The organism is Streptomyces muensis (assembly GCF_021474425.1).
GTDB classification, from domain to species: Bacteria; Actinomycetota; Actinomycetes; order Streptomycetales; family Streptomycetaceae; genus Streptomyces; species Streptomyces muensis.
Window position 1 is genome coordinate 1 of record NZ_JAKEIP010000225.1, and the last position, 13,573, is coordinate 13,573.

16 protein-coding genes are annotated in these 13,573 nt (G+C 69.6%); 15 read left to right on the top strand and 1 reads right to left on the bottom strand.

What is annotated here, in order from left to right:
- A partial coding sequence (locus L0P92_RS34315; protein WP_234766963.1) for a hypothetical protein occupies positions 1-349 on the top strand: 349 nt, incomplete at its 5' end.
- Position 350: 1 nt separating this feature from the next.
- Here the strand turns inward: L0P92_RS34315 and L0P92_RS34320 are convergent.
- Positions 351-2,027: a chitinase gene (locus tag L0P92_RS34320; protein ID WP_234766964.1), complete on the bottom strand. Its 1,677-nt coding sequence runs from the start codon at positions 2,025-2,027 to the stop codon at positions 351-353.
- A gap of 243 nt (positions 2,028-2,270) precedes the next feature.
- On the opposite strand from L0P92_RS34320, the gene L0P92_RS34325 reads away from it, so the two are divergent.
- The 14 genes from L0P92_RS34325 to L0P92_RS34395 all read left to right on the top strand — a co-directional run bounded on the left by L0P92_RS34325 (position 2,271) and on the right by L0P92_RS34395 (position 13,089).
- Positions 2,271-3,080, top strand: a complete 810-nt coding sequence (locus L0P92_RS34325) for a hypothetical protein (RefSeq protein WP_234766976.1) — start codon at positions 2,271-2,273, stop codon at positions 3,078-3,080.
- Between the two features lie 60 nt (positions 3,081-3,140).
- Positions 3,141-3,848 carry a Flp pilus assembly protein CpaB gene (gene cpaB / locus L0P92_RS34330; protein ID WP_234766965.1) on the top strand — a complete coding sequence of 236 codons (708 nt, stop codon included), beginning with the start codon at positions 3,141-3,143 and terminating at the stop codon, positions 3,846-3,848.
- 9 nt (positions 3,849-3,857) lie between these two features.
- On the top strand, positions 3,858-5,126 hold the full coding sequence (locus L0P92_RS34335; protein WP_234766966.1) for a CpaE/TadZ family protein: 1,269 nt from the start codon (positions 3,858-3,860) through the stop codon (positions 5,124-5,126).
- Positions 5,127-5,176: 50 nt separating this feature from the next.
- Positions 5,177-5,494 carry a pilus assembly protein gene (locus L0P92_RS34340; protein ID WP_234766977.1) on the top strand — a complete coding sequence of 106 codons (318 nt, stop codon included), beginning with the start codon at positions 5,177-5,179 and terminating at the stop codon, positions 5,492-5,494.
- Between the two features lies 1 nt (position 5,495).
- Positions 5,496-5,849 (top strand): TadE/TadG family type IV pilus assembly protein, encoded by a 354-nt coding sequence (locus L0P92_RS34345; RefSeq protein WP_234766967.1) that lies wholly within the window; start codon positions 5,496-5,498, stop codon positions 5,847-5,849.
- Between the two features lie 12 nt (positions 5,850-5,861).
- Positions 5,862-7,199 carry a TadA family conjugal transfer-associated ATPase gene (locus L0P92_RS34350; RefSeq protein ID WP_062722027.1) on the top strand — a complete coding sequence of 446 codons (1,338 nt, stop codon included), beginning with the start codon at positions 5,862-5,864 and terminating at the stop codon, positions 7,197-7,199.
- Positions 7,200-7,221: 22 nt separating this feature from the next.
- Entirely contained in the window at positions 7,222-8,169 is a 948-nt protein-coding gene (locus tag L0P92_RS34355) for a type II secretion system F family protein (protein ID WP_234766968.1), read from the top strand.
- Between the two features lie 33 nt (positions 8,170-8,202).
- Complete coding sequence (locus L0P92_RS34360; protein ID WP_234766969.1) at positions 8,203-9,105, top strand: DUF5936 domain-containing protein; 903 nt, start codon at positions 8,203-8,205, stop codon at positions 9,103-9,105.
- Between the two features lie 433 nt (positions 9,106-9,538).
- Complete coding sequence (locus L0P92_RS34370) at positions 9,539-9,736, top strand: hypothetical protein (RefSeq protein WP_234766970.1); 198 nt, start codon at positions 9,539-9,541, stop codon at positions 9,734-9,736.
- Positions 9,736-10,386: a pilus assembly protein TadG-related protein gene (locus L0P92_RS34375; RefSeq protein ID WP_234766971.1), complete on the top strand. Its 651-nt coding sequence runs from the start codon at positions 9,736-9,738 to the stop codon at positions 10,384-10,386. Before L0P92_RS34370 ends, L0P92_RS34375 begins: the two co-directional genes overlap by 1 nt.
- Positions 10,387-10,402: 16 nt before the next feature.
- Positions 10,403-10,990, top strand: coding sequence for a hypothetical protein (locus tag L0P92_RS34380; protein WP_234766972.1), 588 nt, complete (start codon positions 10,403-10,405; stop codon positions 10,988-10,990).
- A 7-nt stretch (positions 10,991-10,997) separates the two neighbouring features.
- Complete coding sequence (locus L0P92_RS34385) at positions 10,998-11,627, top strand: OmpA family protein (protein ID WP_234766973.1); 630 nt, start codon at positions 10,998-11,000, stop codon at positions 11,625-11,627.
- A 63-nt stretch (positions 11,628-11,690) separates the two neighbouring features.
- Positions 11,691-12,428, top strand: a complete 738-nt coding sequence (locus L0P92_RS34390; protein WP_234766974.1) for a hypothetical protein — start codon at positions 11,691-11,693, stop codon at positions 12,426-12,428.
- A 118-nt stretch (positions 12,429-12,546) separates the two neighbouring features.
- Complete coding sequence (locus L0P92_RS34395) at positions 12,547-13,089, top strand: DUF3558 family protein (protein ID WP_234766975.1); 543 nt, start codon at positions 12,547-12,549, stop codon at positions 13,087-13,089.
- The last annotated feature ends 484 nt before the right edge of the window (positions 13,090-13,573 follow it).

Genomic DNA, 13,573 nt, shown 5'->3' on the forward strand with positions numbered 1-13,573 from the left:
GTCGTACGCCCCCGCGCCACCCGCGTACGCCCCGGTCCCGCCGTACCCTGCTCCGGCTCCGGCACCGGTCGGCCCGGAGTTCCTGGCCGTCGACAAGCGCAACGCGGTCGTGGTCGACGCCTCCGGTGTCGTCTTCGAGCTGTCCGGCCACACGCTGGAGTTCCGCTGGCCGGAGATCCACGGCGTCCACTACAAGGCGAGCCCGGACGGCAAGGCCCTGATGGTGGCGGTGGTCCACATGGACGGCCGGTTCTTCGAGTGCGTGGTGGAGGCCAAGCCCCGGGCGCGGCTGCAGGAGTGGTTCCCGCAGCTGGCCTGGGTGCTCGGCCACTACCGTCCGGCCGGGTGAGCTACGGCAGCGCGTGCACGTGCGGTCCCACCGCGTTCGACCACGCGTTGCCCGCCGTCGCGTCCCAGTTCGTGGACCAGGTCATCGCGCCCCGCAGGTCGGGATAGGTGCGCGAGGGCTTGAAGGAACCGCAGCCCGTGCCCTTGGTCAGACAGTCCAGGGCGCTGTTGACGACCGACGGCGCCACGTACCCGCTGCCCGCGCCGCGGGTCGAGGCCGGCAGGCCGAGGCCGACCTGGGACGGGGCGAGGCCGCCCTCCAGCTGGATGCAGGCCAGGGCGGTCAGGAAGTCCACCGAGCCCTGGCTGTAGACCTTGCCGTCACAGCCGAGCATCGAACCGCTGTTGTAGTACTGCATGTTGACGACCGTGAGGATGTCCTTGATGTTCAGCGCGGTCTGGAAGTAGGAGTTCGACGTCGACTGCATGTCGATGGTCTGCGGCGCCATCGTGATGACCAGCGACGAGCCCGCCTTGGACGACAGGGAGCGGAGCGCCTGCGTCATGTAGGTGGCGTTGAGGCCGTTCTCCAGGTCGATGTCGACGCCGTCGAAGCCGTACTCCTGCATCAGCGCGTACACCGAGTTGGCGAAGTTCGTCGCGGACGCCGCGTCGTTCACCGCCACCGTGCCGCGCTCGCCGCCGACCGAGACGATGACCTTCTTGCCCGCGGCCTGCTTGGCCCGGAGGTCCGCCTTGAACTGGTCGACGGTGTAGCCGCCGAGCCCGGCCGAGTCCAGGTTGAAGGTCACCGCGCCCGGCGTCGAGGTCGCGTCCGCGAAGGCGACCGCGATGATGTCGTACTGGGACTGGACGTCGGCGAGCTTCTGGACCGTGGCCCCGTTGTCGAAGTTCTGCCAGTACCCGGTCACCGCGTGCTTGGGCAGGGACGGGCCCGTCGGGGTCGCCGTGGTCGTGCCGGTCACCGCCGTCGACTTCGGCGACTCACCGGCCGCGTTGGTCGCCGTGACCTGGAAGGAGTACGACGTGGAGGCCGCGAGCCCGGTCACGGTCGCGGAGGTGCCGGTCACCGCGGTCACCTTCGTACCGCCTCGGTAGACGTTGTAGCCGGTCGCGCCCGAGACGGTGTTCCAGGCCAGGGAGACCGAGGAGGAGCTCGTGCCGGAGACCATGAGCCCGCTCGGGGCGCCGGGGATCGTGGGGGAGGGGTCGGTGCCACCGCCGCCGTCGGGGCCGTACACCGACAGGTCGTCCGCGTAGTAGGCGGCCTGTCCGTACCAGCCGTGCGTGTAGACCGTGACCGAGGTCGTCGAGGCGCCGGTGGTGAAGGTGGTCGACAGCTGCTTCCAGGACGAGGAGTCGGGCGTCCAGGTCGAGACGTCGGTGGTGCCCGTGCCCGTCACGCCCAGGTAGGTGTAACCGCCCTGGACCCAGGCGCTCAGCGTGTACGTCGAGTTGGGCTTGACGGCCACGGTCTGGGTGCAGCGGGCGTTGTCCTGCCCGGCCGGGGTCGCCTTGAGCGCGGTCGCGCCGCCGTGCACCGGGGAGGAGACGGTGGTGCCGCTGTTCGCGGAACAGGTCCAGTTGCTCAGACCGGCCTCGAAGCCGGCGTTCTTGGCGTTGTTGACGTCCGCGGCCAAGGCGTGGCCCGCGGGGAGGAGGGCGAGGGCCAGGGCCGCGGCTACCGCGCCCAGCCGGAATCTGCTGCGTATGGACATGACAAGAGGCATGCCGAACAACTTGGTCCAGACCAATTCACCTGTCAAGAGATTCCGGTCGTGGAGAATTCGTGTGCGCAACCTGCCCCGTTTTGGCGGGAGTTGTGCTGGAGGAGTTGCTTATCAGCTGGAGAGAAGCTGTTCTCCGGCCACAGAGCGGTGGTTACAGTGCTGAGGTAGTCACGCAATGAAGTCATCGGGGAGCTGCGCGTGCCAACTGCCATTGCCGTGACCAGCGCCGACATGGCGCTGCCGGCGCAGGACGAGCGGACCGTGCCCGCCGTCGTGCTCCAGGACCTCGACCGGGAACCGCTGGAGCGGTCGCTGGCGGGCATGCAGACGCTGATCGAGCAGCACGGACATGTCGTCGTCGTCTGCTCCAAGGCCGTTCCCCGCGGCGTACAGCAGCGCCTGCACACCGTACGGTCCCTGCTGGAGAGCGACCGCATCGCCGTGTTCCGGCCCGACCTGCCCCCGCTCGGCCTCGCCGTCCTGGCCCGTCAGCTGCGGCAGCTGGCCTCCTGCGACCTCAGCCCCGGCGTCCTCGCCTCGGCCGGCCGGCTGCTCACCCACTACCTTCACGCCGGAGCGCTCCTCGGCTCCGTCGCCAAGCTCGACCGCGTCCCGGTAGACCTGAAGTCCCACGCCAAGTCCTGGATGCCGGGCAGTCAGTTCGGAGTGCTCGCCCATCCCACTCCGCAGTTGATCCGGATCGCCCCCGGAGTCACCCTCCCCGGCCCGGAGTTCGGCACCTCGATGCTGGTCGCGCAGGGACAGCTGCAGTCCGACTGGGTCAACGCCACGCTGGCCAAGTCCTGGAACGCGCAGGGCCTGAGAGAGGTGGTCCTGCCCGCCGAGTCGACGGCCTGGTGGGGGACGGCCAAGCTGATCGAGTTCTGCGCCTACCTGCCCGACCTGTCGGTGCTTTACCAGCTCGTCACCTCCGTACGGCAGAACTCCTGTCACTGGTGCGGCATCGACGTCATCGGTGACCGCTGTGTCTTCTGCTCCGCCGTCCCACCCACCCACGAGCAGCCGGCCCGCGCGGGCTGACCGGACCTGAGCACCATCCGACCGCTCCCGACCGATTCCCCCAATGAGGTTGCACGGTTCATGAACTCCCGTCAGCGCCGCGGCGTGATACTCCTGCTGCTGTCCGTCGTCTGCGCCCTCGGCGCCTTCGCCGGTGTCCTGTCCGTCATCAGCGACGTGAAGTCCCAGGTCGGCCCCAAGGTCGTCGCCTACGAGCTCAAGGCGGACGTGGCGCCCTACACGCCCCTCGACGCGAGCCAGTTCAAGCGGATCCAGATGCCCGACCGATGGCTGTCGGACAACGCGATCAGCAACATCCGCGAGATCCGGGGCAAGATCGCCGTCACGACCCTGCGGAAGGGCTCCCTGCTCCAGAGCGACATGATCGTCGACCAGCCCGCGCTCCAGGCGGGCGAGCAGGAGATCGCCATCATGATCGACGCGGCGACCGGCGTGGCCGGCAAGATCACCCCGGGTGCCACCGTCAACGTCTACGCCACCTTCGAGGGCGACGGCGACAACGCCCCCGACCAGTCCAGGCTCATCGTGGAGAACGCCCGTGTCATCGACGTGGGCGAGCTGACCTCCCTCAAGCCCGACGAGAACGACCGGAGCCGGCAGCCCACCGACGCCGTTCCGATCACCTTCGCGCTCGAACCGATCGACGCCCAGCGCATCACGTACGCCGAGTCGTTCGCCGACGAGGTCCGCCTCGCCCTGGTGGCGCCCGGCGACGACTCCGACATCCCCGCGACGAACCGCACCTACGAACTCGCCAAGGACAAGTGAGAGGCCCCTATGCCCACGAGGATCCTCCCGGCCGTCGGCGACGCGGACGCGGTCCGTTCCCTCACGACGCTGCTCAGCCAGCTCCCCGACGCCGAGCCGGTCGCCCCGGTGACCGACTCCACCCAGCTCGTCGACACCCTCGCGCGCCTGGCCGCCGAGTCCATCGACGAACTGCCCGAGGTCGTCGTCGTCCACGAGCGCATCGGCCCCGTCCCGGCCCTGGAACTCATCCGTGAGGTCGCCCTGCGCTTCCCCGCGGTCGGCGTCATCCTCGTCACCTCCGACGCGAGCCCCGGCCTCTTCCAGGCCGCCATGGACTACGGCGCGCGGGGCCTGGTCGCCCTGCCGCTGCACTACGAGGAACTGGCCAGCCGCGTCAACGCCGTCGCCCAGTGGTCGGTGGGCGTACGGCGTCATCTGGGCGCGGGCGGCGACGTGTTCAGCGGCGTCGGCGGCAGCGTGGTCACGGTGAGCGGCGCGAAGGGCGGCGTGGGCGCCACCCTCACGGCCATCCAGCTCGCCCTCGCCGCCCAGGCGTCCGGCCGCAGCGCCGCGCTGCTCGACATGGACCTGCAGACCGGTGACATCGCCTCCTACCTGGACATCCAGTTCCGCCGCTCGGTCGTCGACCTCGCCGCCATCAGCGACATCTCCCCGCGCGTGCTCGCCGACGCCGTGTTCCGGCACGACACCGGGGTCGCCCTGCTCCTCGCTCCCGGCGACGGCGAACGCGGCGAGGAGGTCACCGACCGCGCCGCCCGCCACATCGTCAGCGCCCTGCGCTCCCGCTACGAGGTCGTCGTCATCGACTGCGGCGCCCAGCTGAGCGGCGCGAGCGCGGCCGCCGTGGAGATGGCCGACACCGCGCTCCTGGTCACCACCCCGGACGTGGTCGCCGTCCGGGGCGCCAAGCGCACCGTACGGATGTGGGACCGCCTGCAGATCCGCAAGGCCGAGGAGACCACGATCGTCGTCAACCGCCACACGCGTGGTACGGAGATCCAGCCCGCCCTGATCCAGCGCATCACCGGCACGGCGGTCGCGGCCACCGCGATCCCGGCCAACTTCAAGGAACTCCAGGGCGCGGTCGACGCCGGCCGGGTGCACGAGCTGGACGCCAAGAGCACGGTGAAGCAGGCCCTTTGGGCGCTCGCGGGCGAGCTGGGGCTGGTCAAGGGGACGGAAGGGGCGGTCCAGCAGCGCCGGAACGGACGGGCGCGGAGTGGCGGCGACCGGGCGGCGCTGACGTTCCGGCGGCGGAAGGAAATAGGGCGGTGAGGGCGCGGCTCAGGGACGACCGGGGTCAGGTGACCATCGAGTTTCTGGGCATGACCCCGCTGATCATCATCACGCTGGTGCTGCTGTGGCAGTGCGTGCTGGTGGGGTACACGTTCTCGCTGGCGGGGAATGCTGCCGACGAGGCGGTACGGGCGGGGACGGCGTCGGAGGGACAGGCGGCCTGCGAGGAGGCGGGGCTGCGGCATCTGCCGAGCGCCTGGGAGGGCGGCGCCAGCGTGGAGTGCGGTGCGAGCGGCGGCTATGTCACCGCCGACGTGCACCTGGAGGTGCCTGTCCTCTTCCCCGGCGCGATCGGCTTCCCGTTCACGGTGGACGGGCACGCGGGAGCCGTACAGGAGGAGGACTGAGATGTCGTACGGCTCGAAGGTCCGCGACCGCGGCCAGGTCGCCATCGAGTACCTCGGGTTCATCCCGGTCCTGATCCTCGTCGCGCTGGCGGGCGTACAGCTCGGGCTCGTCGCCTACGCCGCCCAGCAGGCCGGCACGGCGGCCCGGGCCGGGGCACGGGCCGCCTCACTGGAACCGGGGACCGCGCAGGACGGCTGCGCGAACGCGGTCAGCGACTGGTTGTCCGTCACCTGCGAGCCCGCGGAGGGCGCCGACGAGGTCACCGTCACCGCCGTCGTCGAGATCCCGTCCGTCGTCCCCGGCTGGGACTTCGACCCCGCCCAGAAGACCGCGACCATGCCGCTCGACCACTGAACGAGGATCCACATGAGCCTGAGGTCACGCATCAACACCCCCGAGGAGCCCGGCAGCCGGGGCGAGGACGGCCACCTGGTCGCCTCGTACCGGGCCAAGCTCCTGGAGGAGATCGACCTCGCGGAGATGAGCTCGCTGGCGGCGGCCGAGCGCAGGGCCCGCCTGGAGCGGGTCCTCGGGCACATCATCAGCCGCGAGGGCCCGGTGCTGTCGACGGTCGAGCGCTCGCAGCTGATCCGCAGGGTCGTCGACGAGGCCCTCGGCCTCGGCATCCTCGAACCCCTCCTCGAAGACGCCTCGATCACCGAGATCATGGTGAACGGCCCCGACGCGATTTTCGTCGAACGCGCGGGCCGCGTCGAGCAGTTGCCGCTGCGCTTCCCCTCCCACGACCAGCTGATGCAGACCATCGAGCGGATCGTCTCGACGGTGAACCGGCGCGTGGACGAGTCCAACCCGATGGTGGACGCGCGCTTGCCGTCCGGCGAGCGGGTGAACGTCATCATCCCGCCGCTGTCCCTCACGGGCGCGACCCTGACGATCCGCCGCTTCCCCCGCTCCTTCACCCTGCACGAGATGACCGGCCTCGGCTCGCTCGACGAGCCCATGGTGTATCTGCTGGCCGGGCTGGTGCAGGCGAAGTTCAACATCATCGTCTCGGGCGCCACGGGCACGGGCAAGACGACCCTGCTGAACGCCCTCTCGGGCCTGATCCCCGAGCACGAGCGCATCATCACCATCGAGGACTCGGCCGAACTCCAGCTCCAGCAGTCCCATGTGATCCGCCTGGAGTCCAGGCCCCCCAACGTCGAGGGCAAGGGCCAGGTGACCATCCGCGACCTGGTCCGCAACTCCCTGCGCATGCGCCCCGACCGGATCGTCGTCGGCGAGGTCCGCGGCGGTGAGTCCCTGGACATGCTCCAGGCGATGTCCACCGGCCACGACGGCTCCCTGGCCACCGTCCACGCCAACAGCACCGAGGACGCCCTGATGCGGCTGAAGACCCTCGCGTCCATGTCCGACGTGTCGGTCCCCTTCGAGGCCCTGCACGACCAGATCAACAGCGCCGTGGACGTCATCATCCAGCTGACCCGCTTCCCGGACGGCGCCCGCCGGATCACCGAGATCGCGCTCCTGGACAGCCACGGGGCGGAGCCGTACCGGGTGGCCACGGTGGCCCGCTTCAACGCCCAACCCATGACGCCGGACGGCCGCGTCCACGGCGCCTTCGCGTACCACCCCCTCCCGCGCCGCACCGCGGACCGCCTCTACATGGCGAGCCAGCCGATACCCCAGGCCTTCGGCGTCGCCCAGTCACCGCTCGAACTCGCGACCCGAGAAGCCAGGTAGGACAGGTAGGACAGGCAGACCCATGGACCTCCAGACCCGCATCACGCTCACGACCGGCGTCGCCCTGCTGACCTGCGCGCTGGCCGTCGTGGGCATCCACGCCTACGCCTCCGGCCGGGCCCAGCGCCAGGCCCTGGTCGACCGGCTGACGTCCGCCGGCCAGATCACCGGCGCCGGCGGCCGCCGACGCCGCTTCGTCGACCTGGACCGCCGGCTGCGCCGTACGAAACCCGGCAAGCGGCTGGAGCTGCGCCTGGCGGCGACGGGTCTGGACGTCACCCCCGGCGAGTTCTTCGTCTACATGCTGGTGACGGTGGCCGGCCTGTGGCTGGTCGGCCAGGCGGCCCTGGCCCCCTTCTTCGGCCCGATCGCCGGCCTGCTGGGTGTCTGGGCGGCGGCCCAGTTCCTCAACTGGCAACGCCAGAAGCGCATCGAACGCTTCATCAACCAACTCCCGGAACTGGCCCGCATCCTGGCCAACGCCGCCCACGCGGGCCTCGCCCTCCGCACCGCCATCGGCATGGCGTCGGAGGAACTGGAGGCCCCCGCGGGCGAGGAACTGGCGAAGGTCTCCCACCAGTTGGCCCTCGGCGCATCCATGGACGACGCCCTCGGCGAACTCGCCGAACGCCTCCCGTCCCGCGAACTGGTCGTCCTGGTCACCACCCTGGTCCTCTCCAACCGGGCGGGCGGCCAGGTGGTCAGCGCCCTGCGCAACCTCACGGAGACGCTGGAGGAGCGCAAGGAGACCCGGCGCGAGGTCCGTACCCAGCTCTCGCAGGTGAGCATGACGTCGTACGCGGTCCCCGTGCTCGGCGTCGGATCCCTCTTCCTGATGAACGGGGTCCAGGACGGCGCCCTGGACCGCATGACGGGCTCACCCGTCGGCCAGGCGGCGGTACTGATCGCGTTCGGCCTGTACGCGGTGGGGTTCGTCCTCATCCGGCGTATGTCACGGATCGACGTCTGAGGCGCCGAGGCGCGAGGAGGGAGGACGAGGACAATGGGACTGGGACAACTGGGTCTGCTGCTGGCCCTGCTGATGGCCCTCGGCGTGTGGGGCGTCTTCGCGGGCATCCGCATGTACCGCGCCGACGCCAGACTGCCGAGCGACCTGGCGCTGGCCCTGGAGATCGGCGCGACCCGCACCGGCGCTGTGGACTCCCTCATCGACCGCATGGGCATGCGCTACGCCCCGGCCGTACTGCGCCTGATGGGCCCCAAACTGGTCGCCAGGTACCGCCGCAGGATCGACCTCGCGGGCAACCCCGGCGGCCTGACCATCGACCGCTACGCGGCGCGGCGGGCGGTGTACGGCTTCCTCGGCGCGGTCGGCTTCCTGGTGTTCCTGCTGCGGGGACAGTTCCTGGTGGCGTTGCTGCTGCTCGCCTTCGGCGCCTTCTGGACGGAGGTCGGCATCTGGTCGGCGATCCGCATCAGGAAGGACGAGATCGAACGCACCCTGCCGGACTTCCTCGACGTCCTCGCGGTCGTGGTGAGCGCGGGCCTGGGCTTCCGCCAAGCCCTCGACCGGGTCGCCTCCAAGTACGAGGGCCCCTGGGCCGACGAACTGCGCATCACCCTGCGCCAGATGGACCTCGGCATGAGCCGCCGCCAGGCCTTCGCGGAGCTGCGGCGCCGCAACGACTCCGAACAGGTCGCGATGTTCGTCACGGCACTCCAGCAGGGCGAGGAACTGGGCGCCCCGATCGTCGAGACCCTGGTCGCCCTCGCCAAGGACATGCGACGCACCGACGCCCAGAACGCCCGCCGCAAGGCGGCCCGGGCGGTGCCGCGGGCCACGCTGGTGATCACGACGTTCATGGTGCCGGCGACGATGATTCTGCTGGGGGCGGGGTTGTTGCTGGGGTCGGGGACGGACTTCGGTTCGCTGACGGGGGAGTAGAGGGGGCGCAACCGGATCACTAGCGCAAGCAAAGGTCGAACTACCAACTGTCGCAAGGAAATTCCCGGAACACCTTTCGCAAATGCAATCAGATGTGGGACAGTCGTCGTCGGATCGGTCACGGTTCCGGCCGAGCAGGAGGGAGGCGAGGATCATGAACCCCGGGGCATCGCGCCACGTCAACCGCATCTTCGCCAAACTCCACGGCACCGGCCGTGCGCGTGCCACCACCAAGTGGCCGGTCAGGGCTCCGGGTTCACGGCCTGGACGGAGCCGACGGCGATGACACAGCGATTGTTTTCGGCCTGGGTCCGGAATCGGGCCCAGGGACCCTCTGGTGTTTCGGGTATTTCCGCTTACTTTTCTCGCAAGACTTCTCCCAAGCCCTGCGAGCCCAGCGCCCGGCGACCGCCGAACACCAGAGGGGAACACCATGAGCAACTGGATCCACACCACCATCGAACACCTGCGCTCCCGTGCTGCTCGCGACGACAGGGGGCAGACGGCGGTGGAGTATCTGGGGATCATCGCGGTGGTGGTGGCGATCGTGTTGGCCATCGTGGGAACGGACATCGGCCAGACGATCTTCGACGCGATCACGGACAAGATCACCGAAGTGACCGGCGGTTGATGCGCCGACCCCGGTACGGCGGCGGCGACGCAGGGCAGGCTTTCCCCATCTACATCACGGTGGTGGCGGGTCTGCTCTTCCTCGCGTTCGCGTACCTCGCGGTCGGCCAGGCGGCGGCGAACCGGAACGGCGCCCAGACCGCGGCCGACGCGGCGGCTCTGGCGGCCGCGCAGGAGACCCGGGACCAACTCGCCGGCATGTGGCTGGACGACGTACTCGACCCGAAGAAGTGGCAGGACATCTTCGACGGCATCGGGGTGGGGTTCGACGGCTGCTGGCGGGCGCACGAGCTGGCGGCGCAGAACGACGCTGCTGTCGAGGACTGTGATGGTGCGGAGCCTCTTGGCTACACGGTCACCGTCGAATCCACGAAGCCCGTCGGCGACTCGATCGTCCCCGGCACGGAGGACGTGACGTCGAAGGCATCCGCCACCGCCGTGATCGAGTCCCGCTGTACGTTCGAACTTCCTGGCGAGGGCGCCGGTGACGAGGCTGAGCCGGGCGACGGAAACGACGTACTGCCGCTCCCGCGACTCACCTGCGAGGAGGGCGGCAACTGGGACCCGGACCCGGAGGATCCGACCACCCTCCCGGAGCCCGAGGACCTCTTCGACGTCCATCTGGCCGACTCACCAGCGAACGACGAGTGACTAAGGAAGCAGAGGCATGAGTATTCGGTTCACGGCGAAGGCCCACAGGGGGATGGTCGCGCTGACCGTTGCGGCTGGACTGGCCCTCGGCGTGGCCGGCTGCGGAAGTGGCGGGGACGGGAACAAGAACAAGAAGTCGGAGACTTCGGCGTCAGCCACGGCCGATCGTGGATCCGACCCGAGCGCCCAGGAGGGACAGTCGGACGAGCCCCTGGCGGAGCTGAAGGGCTCGGACGGACTGCTCCTCCAGATCACCTCTGCCCAGCGTGACTCCGGTGGCTTCGTCACGGTGAACGGCAGCCTCAAGAACGACGGGGACAAGAGCCTGTCGGTTCCGTCCGCGTTGAGCGGCAACGAGACCGAGATCACCAGGAACGGCCGCTCCTTCGGAGGCGCCACACTCGTCGACTCGAAGAGCAAGAAGCGGTACTACGTCCTACGGGACACGGACGGCCGCCCGCTGACGACCACGGGCTTCTCGACCCTGAAGTCCGGGGAAACCCTCGCGGTCTTCATGCAGTTCCCGTCCCCGCCCATGGACACCACCGAGGTCACCTTCCAGCTGCCGACCTTCGCCGCCGCCACCATCCAGATCTCCGGGTGAGGCGACCATGACCCGCACCCCCCGCCTCACCCTGACCCTCACCGCGGCCACCGTCATGGTCGCCGCCAACCTCCTCGTCGCCACGACAGCCGACGCGGCGGACGACCCCAGCGTCCCCCCGGGAACCGAAGCGACAGCCTCCGCTCCCGTCGAGGTCGACGCGAACGACCCGGACCTGAAACTCCCCGAGGGCGCCACTCTCGCCGAACCCAAGGTCCTGGACATCAAGCAGGTCGTCGAGGACCAGGCCGGCGAAGAACGCCGTGAGGACACCAACGCCGACGTGAAGTTCGCCCTCCAGGCCGAGGTCCTCTTCCCCAAGGACAGCGCCAAGCTCACCGGCGAGGCAAAGGCCCGTATCGCGGAGATCGCCGAGGAGATCAAGACCCAGAACGCCACCCGCATCCGAGTCTTCGGCTTCACCGACAACCTCGGCTCCTCCGCCCACGGCGACGTCCTGTCCAGGAAGCGCGCCAACGCCGTACAGGGCGTCCTGGAAGCGGAACTGACCGACTCGACGGTGACGTACGAGGTACGGGGGTACGGCGAGCAGTACCCGATCTCCTCGAACGCGACGGAGGCGGGGCGGAAGAAGAACCGGCGGGTGGAGGTGTCGTTCCCGCGCAACGAGGGCTGACGAGGCACCTCTCACCCCTGTCGGCCGGGACCGGTCCCGACGCCCCGTGGCTAACCTGCGCCCGTGATCGCAGATGACTCATACCGCCGTGAGTACCGCTATTCGGGCGGCAGTTGGCTGTGGCTCGGCCTGGCCGCCCCCTTCGTCGCAGGTCTCGGCCTGATCGGGCGGATGGCTCTGGACGACGAGGTGCCGGTCATCGTCCCCGCCGCCGTGGGCGCCGCGCTCGCCGCCCTCTTCCTCCTCGTCCTGCGCCTGATCAAGGTGACGGCGACGATCAGCGACGAGACCCACCTGACCGCCCGGGGAGCGTTCCGCAGTCACGTCACAGCCTGGCCGGACGTACAGGGCATCGAGATCGAGGTGAACCCCGGGGCGGGGGCGCAAGGAGCGCCGGGCCGGATCGTCGTGCTGTACGACGCGTCGGGCCGCCGCCGCATCCTGCCGCACCTCAACGACCGCAACACACCGGACCTCGCCCGCGAGGTGGCGGCCCTCCACGAGATGTGGCTGCGGCACAGAGGCGAGACCTGGGCGCCCGTCCCCGAGGCGGCGAACAAGATCGAACGCACCCGCAGGCATCCGACGCCGCTGGTACACATCGCGGTCAAGGCGATGTTCGGCGGCCTCCTGCTGGGAATCGTCCTCTTCCTTCTCGCCCTGGCCTCGGGTGTCTACGACGGCCCCGACACCAACCCCTTGGCGGACACCCTGTTCCACCCCATGGCTCTGTGCATGGCCCTGCCCCTCGGGGCGTACATCGGAACCTTCGTGATCGGGGCGATCGTCCGTCGTCGCTGAGGACGTCCCAGCCTGTCCTCCGCCTCTCCTCGCCTCGCTGCTTCGGGACGGGTCCCGTCGGCGTACCAGTACGTTGCCGCGCATGACTCGTACGCCTGCGTCCCGAGCGATTCACCTGATGGCGGTCACGCTGCTTGCCACGGTCCTGGTCGGCTGCAGCGGAAGTGAGGACCCGTCGCCGAGGGCGTCGAAGAGTTCCGCCCCACTGCCGGAAAGCGTGAAGGAGGCAGACCCTTGCTCCTTCCTCCCGAGGTCCCGGGTGACTGCCTACGACCTCAAGAAGGTGGGCAAGGACATCAGCGAAACGTCCCGCAGTTGCCTGTGGACCTCTGCCAAGTTCTCGATGATGATCCTCGTCAGGTGGGACTCCCAGACACTGGTCGACTTCGGCCAGGCCTTTCCGGTCCTCGGCGAGGACGACGTGAAGCTCGACGGTGTGGGCGTCGTCATTGCCAAGAGCGACGTCAGGCCGGCGTGTGCCTCGGTGTTCCTCCCCGAACAGGGAACAGTCGTCCAACTCGTCGTCGGAGACAAGCGCCCGTCCACCGCTGACGCCGCTTGCGAACGCGTCAAGACCATCGGCGCGTCCACGATCCGGGAGATCCGCGACCAGAATCTGCTGGACCCAGAACCCAGCGCAGCCGCGTCGACGACCTCTTGATGCCCGTAGGGCGATCACTGGCACTCCGCGTCCGTCGCCCAGCTGCTCGTCGCCTGGCAGCACATGGCCGAGGTGACTCCGGCCCCGAACTGCCGGCCGTGCCGACGAGGGACCACACCGAGGACTGCGGGCCGCTGCCGGACCCGCGGAACGTCGCGTGAGCGCGGGTCGCGGTGACCGAGCCGCTCCACCGGCATCGGAGGCCGCGACCGAAGTCCTGGCCCGGGGTGCAGGGCAGGGGATCAGGGAGTTCCGGGTGGTTGTCCATGACTCCGATGCGTACGGCGCTGCCGCGCGAACGGAGTCTGACGGTGACCGGGCCGTCCGAGTGATTAGCGAGGTGAGTGGAGTGAGCGAAGAGCGGCGCGGCGAACGGCAGTTGGTGGCCTGTCTCCTTGACGCGGGCCCCCCTCCCAGGGACGGGGCCTGAGCCCCGGTCCACCGCGCCATCAGTCGGCCTCGACCGTCACTCGCACCCCGACCC

Excerpts from the sequence above, each read along its gene's own strand:
- L0P92_RS34320 (WP_234766964.1), bottom strand. The coding sequence starts at position 2,027 with ATGTCCATACGCAGCAGATTCCGGCTGGGCGCGGTAGCCGCGGCCCTG.
- L0P92_RS34325 (WP_234766976.1), top strand. The coding sequence starts at position 2,271 with ATGGCGCTGCCGGCGCAGGACGAGCGGACCGTGCCCGCCGTCGTGCTC.
- cpaB (WP_234766965.1), top strand. The coding sequence starts at position 3,141 with ATGAACTCCCGTCAGCGCCGCGGCGTGATACTCCTGCTGCTGTCCGTC.
- L0P92_RS34335 (WP_234766966.1), top strand. The coding sequence starts at position 3,858 with ATGCCCACGAGGATCCTCCCGGCCGTCGGCGACGCGGACGCGGTCCGT.
- L0P92_RS34340 (WP_234766977.1), top strand. The coding sequence starts at position 5,177 with ATGACCCCGCTGATCATCATCACGCTGGTGCTGCTGTGGCAGTGCGTG.
- L0P92_RS34345 (WP_234766967.1), top strand. The coding sequence starts at position 5,496 with ATGTCGTACGGCTCGAAGGTCCGCGACCGCGGCCAGGTCGCCATCGAG.
- L0P92_RS34350 (WP_062722027.1), top strand. The coding sequence starts at position 5,862 with ATGAGCCTGAGGTCACGCATCAACACCCCCGAGGAGCCCGGCAGCCGG.
- L0P92_RS34355 (WP_234766968.1), top strand. The coding sequence starts at position 7,222 with ATGGACCTCCAGACCCGCATCACGCTCACGACCGGCGTCGCCCTGCTG.
- L0P92_RS34360 (WP_234766969.1), top strand. The coding sequence starts at position 8,203 with ATGGGACTGGGACAACTGGGTCTGCTGCTGGCCCTGCTGATGGCCCTC.
- L0P92_RS34370 (WP_234766970.1), top strand. The coding sequence starts at position 9,539 with ATGAGCAACTGGATCCACACCACCATCGAACACCTGCGCTCCCGTGCT.
- L0P92_RS34375 (WP_234766971.1), top strand. The coding sequence starts at position 9,736 with ATGCGCCGACCCCGGTACGGCGGCGGCGACGCAGGGCAGGCTTTCCCC.
- L0P92_RS34380 (WP_234766972.1), top strand. The coding sequence starts at position 10,403 with ATGAGTATTCGGTTCACGGCGAAGGCCCACAGGGGGATGGTCGCGCTG.
- L0P92_RS34385 (WP_234766973.1), top strand. The coding sequence starts at position 10,998 with ATGACCCGCACCCCCCGCCTCACCCTGACCCTCACCGCGGCCACCGTC.
- L0P92_RS34395 (WP_234766975.1), top strand. The coding sequence starts at position 12,547 with ATGGCGGTCACGCTGCTTGCCACGGTCCTGGTCGGCTGCAGCGGAAGT.